Source organism: Paenibacillus sp. FSL M7-1455 (assembly GCF_038004655.1).
Lineage (GTDB): Bacteria > Bacillota > Bacilli > Paenibacillales > Paenibacillaceae > Paenibacillus_AQ > Paenibacillus_AQ cookii.
Window position 1 is genome coordinate 4,541,907 of the sequence record NZ_JBBORO010000001.1, and the last position, 13,582, is coordinate 4,555,488.

The 13,582-nt window shown below is 54.6% G+C and carries 14 protein-coding genes; 10 read left to right on the forward strand and 4 right to left on the reverse strand.

Annotated elements, in window-relative coordinates:
* Positions 1-17: 17 nt before the first annotated feature.
* Together gpmA and NYE48_RS20940 are read right to left on the reverse strand one after the other, a co-directional pair.
* Positions 18-767 carry a 2,3-diphosphoglycerate-dependent phosphoglycerate mutase gene (gene gpmA, locus NYE48_RS20935; protein ID WP_036713551.1) on the reverse strand — a complete coding sequence of 250 codons (750 nt, stop codon included), beginning with the start codon at positions 765-767 and terminating at the stop codon, positions 18-20.
* A gap of 78 nt (positions 768-845) precedes the next feature.
* Positions 846-1,205, reverse strand: coding sequence for a hypothetical protein (locus NYE48_RS20940; RefSeq protein ID WP_340999848.1), 360 nt, complete (start codon positions 1,203-1,205; stop codon positions 846-848).
* A 132-nt stretch (positions 1,206-1,337) separates the two neighbouring features.
* Between NYE48_RS20940 and NYE48_RS20945 the strand changes: the two genes are divergently transcribed.
* A complete protein-coding gene (locus tag NYE48_RS20945; protein WP_340999849.1) occupies positions 1,338-1,799 on the forward strand; it encodes a DinB family protein in 462 nt (153 codons plus the stop codon).
* A 360-nt stretch (positions 1,800-2,159) separates the two neighbouring features.
* Complete coding sequence (locus NYE48_RS20950) at positions 2,160-2,384, forward strand: helix-turn-helix domain-containing protein (RefSeq protein WP_036649309.1); 225 nt, start codon at positions 2,160-2,162, stop codon at positions 2,382-2,384.
* A 264-nt stretch (positions 2,385-2,648) separates the two neighbouring features.
* Here NYE48_RS20950 and NYE48_RS20955 read toward each other — a convergent pair whose 3' ends face one another.
* Positions 2,649-3,023: a hypothetical protein gene (locus NYE48_RS20955; RefSeq protein WP_340999850.1), complete on the reverse strand. Its 375-nt coding sequence runs from the start codon at positions 3,021-3,023 to the stop codon at positions 2,649-2,651.
* A gap of 212 nt (positions 3,024-3,235) precedes the next feature.
* Here NYE48_RS20955 and NYE48_RS20960 point away from each other — a divergent pair, with 212 nt between their 5' ends.
* The 8 genes from NYE48_RS20960 to NYE48_RS20995 all read left to right on the forward strand — a co-directional run bounded on the left by NYE48_RS20960 (position 3,236) and on the right by NYE48_RS20995 (position 12,443).
* A complete protein-coding gene (locus NYE48_RS20960; RefSeq protein ID WP_340999851.1) occupies positions 3,236-3,532 on the forward strand; it encodes a transposase in 297 nt (98 codons plus the stop codon).
* Between the two features lie 196 nt (positions 3,533-3,728).
* Entirely contained in the window at positions 3,729-4,601 is an 873-nt protein-coding gene (gene efeO, locus NYE48_RS20965; protein WP_052147320.1) for an iron uptake system protein EfeO, read from the forward strand.
* A gap of 4 nt (positions 4,602-4,605) precedes the next feature.
* Complete coding sequence (gene efeB / locus NYE48_RS20970) at positions 4,606-5,898, forward strand: iron uptake transporter deferrochelatase/peroxidase subunit (RefSeq protein WP_340999852.1); 1,293 nt, start codon at positions 4,606-4,608, stop codon at positions 5,896-5,898.
* A 28-nt stretch (positions 5,899-5,926) separates the two neighbouring features.
* On the forward strand, positions 5,927-7,783 hold the full coding sequence (locus tag NYE48_RS20975; protein WP_340999853.1) for an FTR1 family iron permease: 1,857 nt from the start codon (positions 5,927-5,929) through the stop codon (positions 7,781-7,783).
* 222 nt (positions 7,784-8,005) lie between these two features.
* Positions 8,006-8,890 carry a MurR/RpiR family transcriptional regulator gene (locus NYE48_RS20980; RefSeq protein WP_340999854.1) on the forward strand — a complete coding sequence of 295 codons (885 nt, stop codon included), beginning with the start codon at positions 8,006-8,008 and terminating at the stop codon, positions 8,888-8,890.
* Positions 8,887-9,615 (forward strand): glucosamine-6-phosphate deaminase, encoded by a 729-nt coding sequence (gene nagB, locus NYE48_RS20985; protein WP_340999855.1) that lies wholly within the window; start codon positions 8,887-8,889, stop codon positions 9,613-9,615. Before NYE48_RS20980 ends, nagB begins: the two co-directional genes overlap by 4 nt.
* On the forward strand, positions 9,612-10,784 hold the full coding sequence (gene nagA, locus NYE48_RS20990) for an N-acetylglucosamine-6-phosphate deacetylase (protein ID WP_340999856.1): 1,173 nt from the start codon (positions 9,612-9,614) through the stop codon (positions 10,782-10,784). The genes nagB and nagA overlap by 4 nt, the downstream gene beginning before the upstream one ends.
* Before the next feature lie 285 nt (positions 10,785-11,069).
* Positions 11,070-12,443, forward strand: coding sequence for an MATE family efflux transporter (locus NYE48_RS20995; protein ID WP_340999857.1), 1,374 nt, complete (start codon positions 11,070-11,072; stop codon positions 12,441-12,443).
* Between the two features lie 53 nt (positions 12,444-12,496).
* Here the strand turns inward: NYE48_RS20995 and NYE48_RS21000 are convergent, their stop codons facing one another.
* Positions 12,497-13,477: a YhcN/YlaJ family sporulation lipoprotein gene (locus tag NYE48_RS21000; RefSeq protein WP_340999858.1), complete on the reverse strand. Its 981-nt coding sequence runs from the start codon at positions 13,475-13,477 to the stop codon at positions 12,497-12,499.
* Between the last annotated feature and the right edge of the window lie 105 nt (positions 13,478-13,582).

Consider the following 13,582-nt stretch of genomic DNA (forward strand, 5'->3'; position numbering starts at 1 on the left):
ACCCCTCCTTGCCAACGTTATTCCATAATTTTGGACGGGTTGGCCACCACGTCGATTTTCTCCTGCACGCGTTCCCGGTCGCCGAGAAACGTCCGGTTCAGCGGCTTTAAATCGTCATCCAGCTCATACAGGATCGGCACGGCGGTCGGAATGTTCAGGTCGACGATCTCCTCGTCGCCGATGTTTTCCAGCACTTTCATGAGCGCCCGCAGGCTGTTGCCGTGGGCCACGACAAGCACGTGCTCCCCGGCTTTGATGCGCGGGACGATCTCCGCTTCCCAATAGGGCACGACCCTGGCGATCGTATCCTTGAGGCTTTCCCCGAGCGGAATTTCCTTGTCGGTGAGTTTCCCGTATCGCCGGTCGTTTTTCGGATAACGTTCGTCTTCGGCGGTGATTTTCAGCGGGGGCACGTCATAACTTCTGCGCCACAGCCGCACCTGCTCCTCCCCGTATTTCTGGGCGGTTTCGTCCTTGTTCAACCCCTGAAGCGCGCCGTAATGCCGTTCATTGAGCTTCCAGCTTTTGCGGACGGGAACCCAAAGCAGATCGTTTGCCTCCAATATGTAATCCAGCGTTTTAATGGCTCTTTTGAGAACCGACGTAAATGCAATGTCGATTTCGTACGGAAGTTCTTTGAGCAGTTCCCCCGCTTTGATCGCCTCGCGGACGCCTTTTTCCGTCAGGTCGACGTCCGTCCAACCCGTGAACCGGTTTTCCCGGTTCCATTCGCTTTCCCCGTGCCTTACCAATACGACTTTGTACATCTCAAGCATGCCTCCCTTGCTGACGCAGCGGTGATTCGCTGCAATGGGCCGTGAGGGGCCATCTTCATTATTTAACCATTATTCGGTTCTTTGATTCATGCGGGCGACGTAATTCTCGGAGGCGAGAAAATGGATCTTGCGCGCCTTTTCGTCATATTCGTAAATGAGAATCGTCCCGTGATTGCTCGAATCGGGATTGTTGTCGATGACGGCGAAACGGTTGGCGCCGAGGGATACGATTTGCTCCCCGTTCGTCGTGATGTTCATCTCGTCGGGAAAGCTGGGAATTTCGATGCCATGCGCGTAGGTTTCCATGCTTCCCGTAAAATGGGACGTAGCGTCCGGCTGCGGCTTGACGATCATAATGACCAGGCAAATGACGACAATCATCATGATGCCGCTTAATACCAACATAAATACATTGTTTTTCTGATCCAAATCGCTTCTTCCTTCCTATCCAAAAAATCCGTTTAAAAAAGGTTATTTCCTCCCGCGGGACCCTCGGTTGCCCTGGATGCCCGCCTACCGTAAAATTGAATGGAGGTTACATATCGTAAGGAGGAACATCAGATGAGAGACGCTTACTTATTCGCGCTGATGGAGAAAAACCGCAACACGATCATCAGCAAGGTTGAACAACTTCCGGAAGACAAACGCACGCTTGTCCCGCAAGGCTTCAACAACAACATTCATTGGCAGCTCGGGCATCTGCTGACCGTCACAAGCGGCATTTTGTTCCGTTTTGCCGGCAAGGATGCCGTCGTGCCTGAAAATTACCAATCCTTTTTCGGCAATGGAACGAAACCGGCCGATTGGAACGGCGAACCTCCCGCTTGGGATACGCTGGTTCAAGAGCTGACGGCACAATGCAAGCTTGTGGCCGACACCTTCGAAGGGAAACTTGACGAGCCGCTGGCGGTCAAAGAAAATTTCGCCAAAGCCGAAACCGTCCGCGAAGCGTTCATCGTGAACCTCGGGCACGAAAACTACCATTACGGCATGATCAACGCCATGCTCCGAGTGCTTGCGTAATTCGCGTGACGCCATCCTGCCGGCATCCGAACAACGTCCGCTGAAATCATATAAAAGACTAAAATACCCTGGCTTTCCAAAAAGCAGGGTATTTTTGGTATCCATATTATTACATAACACGTCTTTTTAGTAAATCGTTTTTTTACAGTATTTTCTATTTTTTCTTTATGTTTCGGGGGATTTCTGATCTTGCTTTAAATATTGAGAATCGTCTTATCGCAGCTTGCGGCGGTATTAAACGGCGCTAGCCCATTTTTTGGCCGCAACGACACCATTGCCCCGGACCTTACATAATATGAGTTGACTGTATCCCTTTACCTTGTTATACCATACAAACCCGAGCAAGGAGGGGTGACACCATTGAAGGGGAACGATCATAAGAGCAAATTTTTATTGACTCACCGTGAACGTGAAGTGTTCGAACTGCTTGTTCAGGATAAAACGACCCGTGACATCGCCGGTCAACTGTTTATCAGTGAGAAAACGGTGCGGAACCATATCTCCAACGTTATGCAGAAACTGAACGTGAAAGGCCGTTCTCAAGCCGTCGTCGAGCTGATCAAGCTCGGGGAATTAAAGATCTGATCGAGCCCTCAAATGCCTTGGCCTTCTGTAGCATGTCTTCCTTTTGGGGAAGGAATGACAGGAGGTTCTTTATTTTGTCGTTCCCATTCGATACAAGGCTGCGGGACCAGCCCAAAAGCAGGGATTCGTTCTTGCCTTTGATGGGAACGACCATAAGCGGAATGGGCCGAAAGGGATCCGCTCAAACGTCGAAAAAACGAACATCATCCGGTTCATTTCACGCAAGGAAGGGTGCCGCAAGGGCACCCTTTTTTTGTGCTGCAATTACTGTCTTACGATGAGAATGTCTTGAGGCGGTCTGCCTGTTCTTTGGATTTCGGCAATCTCGGCGTTCGTCAGGTTGCGGCCGACCAAAATGAGCGAAGACGTGACGTTATCAAAGTTGAAGGAACCCAGATTGGCTACGTTTTGGCTGCCGCGGAACACGCGGAATGCTCCCCGGAAATTCACCTGCGAGAACAAAACAAGCGTAACTTGAGCAGGCTGCACACGGTTTCTTAGACGGAAGCTGGAAAGCACGTTGTCAAAACGAAATGCTCCAAGATCCCGGATTGCCACTCCTCCACGTCTCAATACAATTCTGCGGCCCGAAAAATTGATGCCGGACCAAAGGGCAAGGCGTACATCACGGTTTGCCAAATATATCAACTCCTTTTCAAAGATTGATATATTCTATGCCGGCTTCATAAATCGGTATAAGACAAACGATCCAGTGAAAATGATGGTTTTTTCATATTTTTAACTCTGTTTTCATAGAATATGCCGTGATCGAGCGGGCTTCTCTCCCGGGAGCCGGGAGTTTAAACCGCTGCGCGCCTGCCGAGAATAGACTCTGAAGGAGGTGCACGGCATTGCTGTTTTGGCTGATCGCCGGCTTTATTGCGGTTCCGTTTGTTATGGCGGTCCTGGCTGCGTTAAACCGCGGGTTCCGTTGGATATGGGGTTTGCTTGCGCTGCTATCTTTTTATATCACCGGTTCCATCCTCGCGGCCGATGTGTACCGGAACATCCTCCATGGGACCGTTCTGACCACGGACGTCCACCATTTGCTGCTTAACCCGTGGTTTCTCGTTGCGGGCGCTTATCTCGGGTTATACGTCCCCTACCGGATGCTTGCCGGGTTATGGGTCCATATGCGCCGCCGATGATCGGCTCCCGCCCGCCCTGACTGCGCGTTTGCAGTGAGGGCGTTTTTTTTGCCGGCCTGCCGCATGTTTGTTTAGCCAAAAAATATGTATTGACAGCAATCCCGCGCCTCTATATTATTAATCCATGCATATGACTGAGAATCATTATCAATTATAACCGACATCAAAACTTCCATATAAAAGGAGCTGCTTTTTCTTGAAGTACAACGTCATTCTTCCAACCGGCATTCTCGCCGCTTCCCTTCTCTTCAGCGGATGCGGGCAGCAAAAAAACCAGGACGCCGATGCCGCGTCCGCGACGCCTGCTCCGCCTGCGGCCGCTGAAACGAAAACGGCCCCTGCGGCCGACTTTTCCGCCAGCGTCGAACAATACCGGACTTTTGCGGTGGAACAGTGCGATCTTTTCGTCAAGGAGACCGAAAAATTCACGGCAGCGGTCAAAGCCGGCAAGCTGGAAGAGGCGAAAAAGCTGTACGCCCCTGCGCGCGCTTATTATGAACGGATCGAACCGGTAGCCGAAGCGCTCGGCGATTTGGACCCGAATATCGATGCGCGGGTGAATGACGTCGACGCCGCCGACTGGCGCGGTTTCCACCGGATCGAAAAGGCGCTGTGGGAAGACAAAACGACGGCCGGAACGGAAGGGTTCGCCGACCAGCTGCTGAAGGACGCCCAATTGCTGCGCGCCAAAATCGAAACGATCGATCTGGATGCCAGCCTGATGGTCACCGGCGCGGTGGAGCTTCTGAACGAAGTGTCCTCCTCCAAGGTCACCGGCGAGGAAGAGCTTTATTCGCATACCGACCTGTACGATTTTGCCGCCAACGTCGAAGGCGCGCAGAAAATCTATGAAATATTGAAGCCCGAACTGGCGAAAAAAGACGCGGAGCTGGAAAAAGAAATCGAAACGCGTTTTGCCGCCTTGCAGAAAGAGCTGAATGCGTTCAAAAAAGGCGACGGTTACGTCGATTACACGGCATTAAAACAGGACGAAATCCGCAAGCTCAGCCAGAACCTTGACGCATTGGCCGAACCGTTGTCCAACATGGGCAAGATTTTGGGAGTGTAGCGACATGCCGGAAAAGCACCAGCCATCAAACGACGATTCTATCCTAAAAAAACCGATGACCCGCCGCGATGTCCTTCGTTTGGCGGGTACCGGCGGTCTTGGCCTTCTTCTCGGCGGCGGCGCGATCGGAACGCTGCTGACGACGGAGAACAAGCGCAAGACGAAAGCCGCCGGATCCGTCTCCACGGAGGAGGACTCCATTCCTTTTTACGGAGCGCACCAAGCCGGCATCATCACGCCTGCGCAAAACTTCGTCTGCTTTGCAGCCTTTGACGTGACCGCTAGCGGCGCGCCATCGCTGAAAAAGCTGTTCCAGGCCTGGACCGCCGCCGCCGCGGCGATGGCCGTAGGCCGACCGGTGGGCGAGGAAAGCGGCAATGGCAACCTTCCGCCGACCGACACCGGCGAATCGGCCGGGCTCAGCCCTTCCCGGCTTACGATCACGTTCGGCGCCGGGCCTTCGCTGTTTGACGACCGGTTCGGCCTGGCCGCGAAAAAGCCGCCGACCTTCAAAGAACTGCCCGCATTTAACGGGGATCAGCTTGAACCCGAGTGGTGCGGTGGCGACATTGGCGTGCAGGTATGCGCGGACGATATGCAGGTCGCATTCCATGCTGTGCGCAACCTGGCCAGAATCGCGCGCGGAAAAGCGGTCCTGCGCTGGGTGCAGGAAGGCTTTCAGCGGACGAACCAGGCCGACCCGTCGGGAAGCACGCCGCGCAACCTGCTCGGCTTCAAGGACGGAACCGCCAATCCCCAAGTGGCAAACGAAAAGGAAATGAACCGGATCGTATGGGCGCAAAGCGGCGACGGAGCCCCATGGATGGCCGGAGGAAGTTATATGGCCGTCCGCCGGATCCGCATGCGCATCGAGGTATGGGACCGATCCACCTTGAAAGACCAGGAGGAGACGTTTGGCCGTTACCGTTCCAGCGGGGCTCCGCTTGGCGCGAAAAACGAATTCGATCCGGTCGATCTGAATGCCGCGGACGAAAGCGGCAAACCGTACATCCCCCGGGATTCCCATGTCGCGCTGGCGCGGGGCGACGGCTCCGTTCAGATTCTCCGCCGCTCCTACTCTTATTCCGGAGGCATGGACATCAAAACCGGTCAGCTCGACGCCGGGCTTTTGTTTATCAGCTATCAGCGGGACCTGTTCAAGCAATTCGTCCCCCTGCAGCAAAAACTGGCGAAAAGCGACCGCTTGAACGAATACATTCTGCACGTGGGCAGCGCCGCGTTCGCCTGCTTCCCCGGAGCCGCCCAAGGAGGGTATATCGGGGATACCTTGTTTTAACAATTGATTTTGAAGGAGACTAATGCCAATGCGGTCCATACGCCATGACGACCAGACGAACATAAAACGCAGCCGCCGAAGCAAACCCGGCATGACGGCCATTTTGGCGCTCGCCATCCTGATGTTTTTCCATCTGGCGGCGGCCCCGGCATTTGCCGAAACCGGTCAATCCTCCTCCCTGGACCGGCTCCTCCCCGCCGTCGGCAGCGCGCTGGTGGAAAGCGGTCAACAACAGTGGAAAGAAGCAGCCGCAGATTTGGAACAGTTTAAAACGGATTGGACCGCCTTGAAGCAAAACGGCGGCAAAGATTTGGCCGGACAAACGGCACGGGTCGATGCGGCCCTGGCCGAGGCCGAGTCGAAGCTCCGGCAGGAGGATGCCGGGGCCAAGCAGGCGTTGTCGGCACTAGCCAAAGCCGTCAACGCTTACGTCGAGGCCGCTTCCGGCCAGCGGCAAGGCGGCCGCCAAACTTCCGGCGGTGCGGAATCGGCCGCAAAGCTGCTTCCTTTTGCCAAGGAAAGCCTTGCCGCCATGGAGCAAAAGGATTGGGCCAAAGCCAAGTCGAGCTATCAAAACATCGTCGATGCCTGGCCAAAAAGCGAGACGCCGATCCGCAGCGACAACTTTGCCGTCTACGGGCAGCTTGAAACCCAAATCAGCCTGGTGCGCATCGCGCTGCAAGCGGATCCCGTCCGCGAAGACCAGGCCGTCCAGCAAATGAACAAGCTGGTTGCGCTGTTGACGGATTATGCAAACGGAAAAGTCCAGCTGGCCGGCGACGGCAACGAAAGCATCCATTCGTTGTCCGACCTGCTGGGCGTGCTGGAGACGGCACGCAAGCAAACCGCGGACGGCCAAACCGCCCAAGCCGCGGACAGCATGAACCAATTCATCGCGTCTTGGCCCGCCGTGGAAGGCGAGGTCCGGGTGTCGTCCCCGTCTTTGTATACCCAAGTGGAAAATCAGATGTCCGAGGTGTCCGGTTACCTTCTTTCGACGCCTCCGCGCAGTCAGGAAGCGCTCCAAATTATCGAAGACATGCAGTCCTCCCTGGCGGAAGTTGCCGGCAACCACAGCTATACCGCCTGGGACGCCGCGCTCGTCCTGCTCCGCGAAGGGCTGGAAGCCATTCTCGTCATTGCCGCGCTGCTTTCCTACCTGAAACGAAGCGATCACGCCGAAGGGCGGAAATTCATCTGGTCGGGCGCGGGAACCGGTTTGGCGCTGTCGCTGCTGCTCGCCGGCGTGTTGACCTATACGATATCCAAAGCCGCTTCCGGCAGCGCCCGTGAGCTGATCGAAGGCATTACCGGACTGGTCGCCGTCGTCATGATGATCACCGTCGGGCAATGGCTGCACAACAAATCGAACACCAAAGCCTGGAACCGCTATGTCGGCAAGCAAATGGACCAGGCGCTGGCGAAAGGCAGCCTCTGGTCCCTGTTTGCCGTAGCCCTGCTGGCCATTGTAAGGGAGGGTGCCGAAACGACGATTTTTTACGTCGGCATGGCACCGTCGATGCCGATGTTTCAGCTGATCCTCGGCGTCGTCATAGCGCTGGCCATCCTCGCGGTAGTGGGTTATGCCATCATCGCGCTCAGCGCTGCGCTGCCGATCCGGGCCTTTTTCCTGGTCGCGACGCTGCTGATTTATTACCTCGTGTTCCGCTTTCTTGGGGACAGCATTCATTCGCTGCAGGTCGCAGGCAGGCTGGCGGCCCATTCGGATCCGTCGCTGCCTTCCGTTTCCTGGCTCGGCATGTATCCGACGTGGGAAACGTTCATCCCGCAAATGGTCACTTTGGCCTACATCATCTGGCAGGTGCTGCGGCAGGAAATCGGCAGATCGAAAAATTCCCGCGTCAGCGCCGGAAACGTTCAATAACAACAACATTACCCGCTTTATTGCCCGAGTTCCGCGCGAACGCGGGTTTTTTCTTTTTCTTAAACAATACCGGCCCTGAAAAATCCCGTTCCCCCTTGTCACCGGAAGACTTTTGACCTATGATGGGAGGGAGATAAAAATAATTTTCTTGCAATCCAAAATAAATATTAAAATAATTTTCACACCTCATCTTCGGATGAAGTCGTAAAGGGAGGTCCTTTCGTGGCTCCGTTCTTATATGCGCTGGCGCAGGAAAAGGATAAGCTGTCCCCGCAGGAACGCCGGATCGCCGATTTTATTCTCTCTTCCCCGGCCCAGGTGGTCCATATGGGGATCAAGGAATTGGCCGAGCAATGCGGAACCAGTCCGGCCACGGTCACCCGTTTCTGCAAGGTGTTCCATCTTAAGGGATACCCCGATTTGAAGGTCAAGCTGTCGGCGGAACTCGCCCACACGGGGCTGCAGGAACGAAACCAGGCTTCCTCTTACCAGGACATCGTGGCCAACAATCCGTTATCCAAAATCGTGGAAGCGATGGAAGCCAACCATTTGACCTCCATCCGGGATACGACGCAGCTTCTGGACATGAACCGGCTATCGCAAGCCATTCGGCTGCTGTGCGATGCGCAGCGGATCGATTTGTACGGCGTGGCGACGTCGTCGGTCGTGGCGCTCGATTTTTACCAGAAGCTGATCCGGATCGGGAAAAACTGCACCGCCTTCGCCGATCCCCACATGCAAATCACTTCGGCGTCGACCCTGACGGACCGGGACGTGGCGATCGCCATCTCCTATTCCGGGGAGACCGAAGAGACGATCAGCGCGTTGTCCTGCGCCAAAGACAGCGGCGCCGCAACGATCACGCTCACTTCTTACGGCAGCAACACGCTGGCATCCATGGCCGATATCCCCCTCTTCGTTTCTTCCCTGGAGGAAGGCATGCGAAGAGGCGACATGGCTTCCAGGATCGCCCAGCTTCATATCATTGACATTCTTTTCATGGGCATGAGCAGCGAGCAGTTCGGACAATACGTTCCCAAGCTGGAGCAGTCCTATCAAAACGTCCGGAACTACCGCAAAACAAGAGGAGGGTATTCAAAAGCATGAACATCTATACTTTCAAGCATGAGGCCGACTTCAACGCGACCGGTGCGGGTCTCATCGCCAGCCTGCTTCATACGAAACCAAGGTCCGTTCTCGGCATGGCGACGGGCAGTTCGCCGATCGGCATCTACCAGCGCCTGATTGAAATGAACCGGCAAGGGCTGGTCAGCTTCGCCAAAGCGTCCACCTACAACCTGGACGAATACGTCGGCCTGCCTGAAGGGCATCCGGAGAGCTACCGCAGCTTTATGAACGAAAAGCTTTTTAACCACATCGACATCAAAATGGAGAATACGCACGTGCCTGACGGCAACGCCGCCGACCTCGAGGAGGAATGCCGGAAATACGACGCCATGCTCGAAGAAAACGGCCCGGTCGATCTGCAGATTCTTGGACTCGGGCACAACGGTCACATCGGTTTCAATGAACCGGGTGAAAGCCTGATCGGCGGCACCCATGTCGTCGAGCTCCAGGAAAAAACGCGCACGGCCAATGCCCGCTTTTTCCCGTCTTTGGCCGACGTGCCGACGCAAGCGATCACGATGGGCGTCGGGAGCATTTTGAAAGCCAAACAAATCCTGCTGCTGGTCCGCGGCGAAGACAAGGCGGAAATCGTCAAACGCGCCTTAAAAGGGCCGATCACGTCCCAATGCCCGGCATCGCTTCTGCAATGCCATCCGAACGTCGTCGTGTTGCTGGATCAAGGAGCAGGAGGGTTATTAGGATGAGCGAAACTTCAGGACAATTGTTGTACGGTAAAGTCGTCGTGCCGGGCAACGTCATCGAGGACGGCGTCGTCGCCATCCATGAAGGCACCATTCTTTATGCCGGCGAGGTGCAGCATTTGCCGGACCACCTGCATCATCTGAATCCCGGCAAAAAAACGGAAGGATATCTCGTGCCGGGTTTCATCGATGTCCACGTTCACGGCGGCAACGGCGAAGACTTTATGTATTCCGGCAAAGAGGAGCTCGACAAAATCACCTCCTTCCACTGTTCCCAAGGAACGACCGCCATGCTTGCCACCACGATGACGGCTCCTAAAGCATCCATCGACAAGGTGCTGAAGGAAGTCCACGAGTACAGGCAGCAGGATATGCCATATGCCGTGATTGAAGGCGTTCACATGGAAGGGCCTTTCATCAGCCCGAAATGGCCCGGAGCCCAAAATCCCGAGCATATCGTCCATCCGAACGTGGAATGGCTCGAAGCCTGGGAGGCACAGTATCCGGGACTTATCAAACAGGTTACGCTTGCTCCAGAACGCGAAGGCGCGCTTGAGGCCATCGCCTGGATGAGCGAACACGGCATCAACGCCGCTCTCGGCCATACCGATGCATCTTACGAGGAAGTCGAAGCGGCGGTAGAAGCCGGTCTCCGCCAAGCCGTCCATACCTTCAACGCCATGACGCCGATCCATCACCGCAAGCCGGGCACGGCCGGGGCGGTGCTCAGCGACGACCGGATTCATGCCGAAATCATTGCCGACGGCATCCATGTGCATCCGGCGTGCATTTCGATTTTGACGAAAGTTAAAACAAACGATAACTTGATCCTGATTACGGACGCGATGTCCGCAGCGGGCATGCCGGACGGCGAATATACGATCGGCGATTTGCCCGTGGAAGTAAAGGACGGCATTGCGATATTGAAAGGCGAGTCGAACAGCCTGGCCGGCAGCACGCTTACGATGATCAAAGGTTTCCGTTACCTCGTCGAAACCATAGGATTGACCGTCGAGCATGCCTCGCGCATCGCCAGCTACAACCCGGCGAAACGCCTTCGCATCGAAGACCGGACCGGGACGCTCGAAGCCGGCAAGCAGGCGGATGTCCTGATGCTGGATGAGCGTTTGAACATTCAGGGCGTTTGGGTACGCGGACGCCAGGTCTTTTAATGAATTCCATCCTATAACAAAAATGACGCTGGATCGCCGGCGTCGTTTTTTTATGCCGCCCTTCCGAATGGAAAGCGTCTTACGCATCAAAAAAAGCGCCAATCAAAGCGTCATCAGATTCGCTTTTTAAGACTTTTTTACCCAATTAAAGTACCCTCCTATTACTACCCCCTAAAAAACCGCAAATAAGGCATTTATAGAGCGTTAAACAACGTATTTCACACCCGTTTATCCTATGTTATGATGCTCAAATAACGAAAATTAATAAACAAGGATGGACGTCCAATGAACAATCCAATGAGCAACCGATTCGCCAGCGAAAAAATCCCCAAATTGATACTCTCTTTGGCTGCTCCTGCCGTCGTAGCACAGGTTATCAATGCCCTGTACAATGTAGTCGACCGCATGTTTATCGGAAGGATGCCGGGTACGGGGACCCTTGCTCTAACCGGCATTGGGGTAAGCTTTCCGATCATCATGGTGATTTCGGCCTTTGCTGCTCTCATCGGTTTTGGCGGCGCGCCGCTTGCTTCCATTCGGATGGGAGAAGGGAATCATGAAAAAGCCGAACGATTGCTTGGCGCAAGTTTTGTGATGCTGCTGATCGTTTCCATGCTGTTGACTATTTCATTGCTAACGTTGAAGTCCCCGCTGCTGACCTTGTTCGGGGCAAGTCCGGATACCCTGCCTTATGCCGACGATTATATGGGGATCTACCTGACGGGTACGGTAACCGTGCTGCTATCGTTAGGATTGAACCAATTCATCGCGGCGCAAGGATTTGCCAAAACGGCCATGGTTACGGTATGCGTAGGCGCGGCCGTCAATACGATCCTTGACCCTGTTTTTATTTTCGGGATGCATATGGGCGTCAGGGGCGCTGCCCTTGCGACGGTCATTTCGCAAACGATCTCGGCGGTATGGGTGCTTGGATTCCTCGCATCGAAACGATCCCATCTGCGTTTGCGAATCAAACATATGCGCATCAACGTTCGGATCGTCTGGAGCGTGCTCGCCTTGGGGCTGTCTCCCTTTATTATGCAGTCCACCGAAAGCCTGATTCAGATCGTGTTCAACACCTCCCTTGCCAAATACGGCGGGGATCTGTACGTTGCCGCCATGGGCATCATGAGCAGTTTGATGCAAATTTTCACGCTGCTGCTGCAAAGCTTCGCGCAAGGAGCGCAGCCGATCATCGGTTACAATTTCGGATCGGGCGACTTTGCGCGGGTGAAATCCACGATCATATACTGCAGCTTGTTTTGCGCAGTCTTCGGTCTGGCGATGTGGAGCATAGGCCGTTTTTCTTCCTCGGCTTCCCGTCCTGATTTTTACGAACAATGCCGAACTGATCGCTCTGACTTCGGCGCTGATGAACATATTTTTTATGGGCACCTGCATTTACGGCTTCCAATTGGCGTTTCAGCAAATTTTCATCGCACTTGGCCAAGCGAAGGTTTCCATCTTTATCGCCGTGTTGCGCAAAATCATTTTGCTGATACCGCTCGTTTACGCCCTGCCGGCATTCATTCGCCCGAAAACGGGCGGCGTCATTTTGGCCGAACCCATTGCGGATACTTTAGCCGCTCTTACTTGCTGCATTTTATTCGGCTTAACGGTCAAACGGCTTCTTGTCATAAAAAAGACGTGATACGCTAAAACACCAAAAAGCAGCCCGCAATAATGCGCAAAGCTGCTTTTTGTGTTTGTTTTTACTGCGTCATGTGTCTGCCTGCAGGCGTTTTGCCGGGAGCGTTGTGCGTCGTGCCCATCGGGGTTACGCGATGGTCGGTCGTGCTTGTATTCGTCGGGAAAATCCGTTCGATCATCGTCGAAAGCTCATTCACCATGCCGCTGATCGGATGGCCGTTTCTCACATCGGTTGCATAATTGCTGACGCGTTGGACAAAATCAGGATTAGCAGATACGTAAACATTGGTGATGTTTGGATCGGCTTTTTGAACGATCTTCGTGATTTTGTCTTTTACGTCGTTGCTTACCTTATAATTTTGCGAATAGGTTTCGCTTGTGCCAGCCGTTCCCGGCGTGGTGGCGTTAAAACCGTTGTTTCTCGTGATCGGTTCGCCGGCGCTCGTCGTATATCCGCGGAAGTTGCCGCCGGTTCCGGTTCCTGCCGTACCGGTTGTGCCGGTGCCTGTTGCGCCCGTGCCGTTAGTTCCTGCCGCTCCGTTGAAACCGCGGGTATTCACGCCTGCCGCGCCGGTGTTAAAGCTGCTGTTGCTGCCGCTGGCGCCGTGGTTCATCGTGCCGAAGCTGTTATTGCGGAAACGGCCGTGGGTGCCGTCCGTGGCATGATTGGCTTGTGCGCCGTGCTCCAGGGAGACTGCCACGTACGCGCTGTTGCCTGCCTTTAGGACGTTGGCGGTGCGCACTTCCTTCAATGCAGCCACTTTATCCGCGACGTCCTGGGCCGAAGTCAGGTTCGACAGGTCATGTCTTGCGTTTCGCGTACCGAAGTTGCCGTCCGTATTGTAGGTGGAAAAACGGTTGCCGTTTCTCAAAGAGTTGACGTTCAGTCTGCCGTCCCGGGTATCCAGCATCCGCCCGTCATGAACGTTGCGGGTGCGCACGTTCGTATTGGCAGGTTCTCTCGTGCCGCAGCCGGCCAATCCGGCCATGCTGACGATCAGTGCGGCGGATACGGAAAGACTAATGGCTTTGGATCGTATCATGAGTTCATCCTCCGTTATAATTAATGTAGTAACATCGTTTAGGATGACCTCGCGCTTAACGCGCTATGCTGAAAGGATTTGGCATCCTGAAGGCCTTTTCGCGGC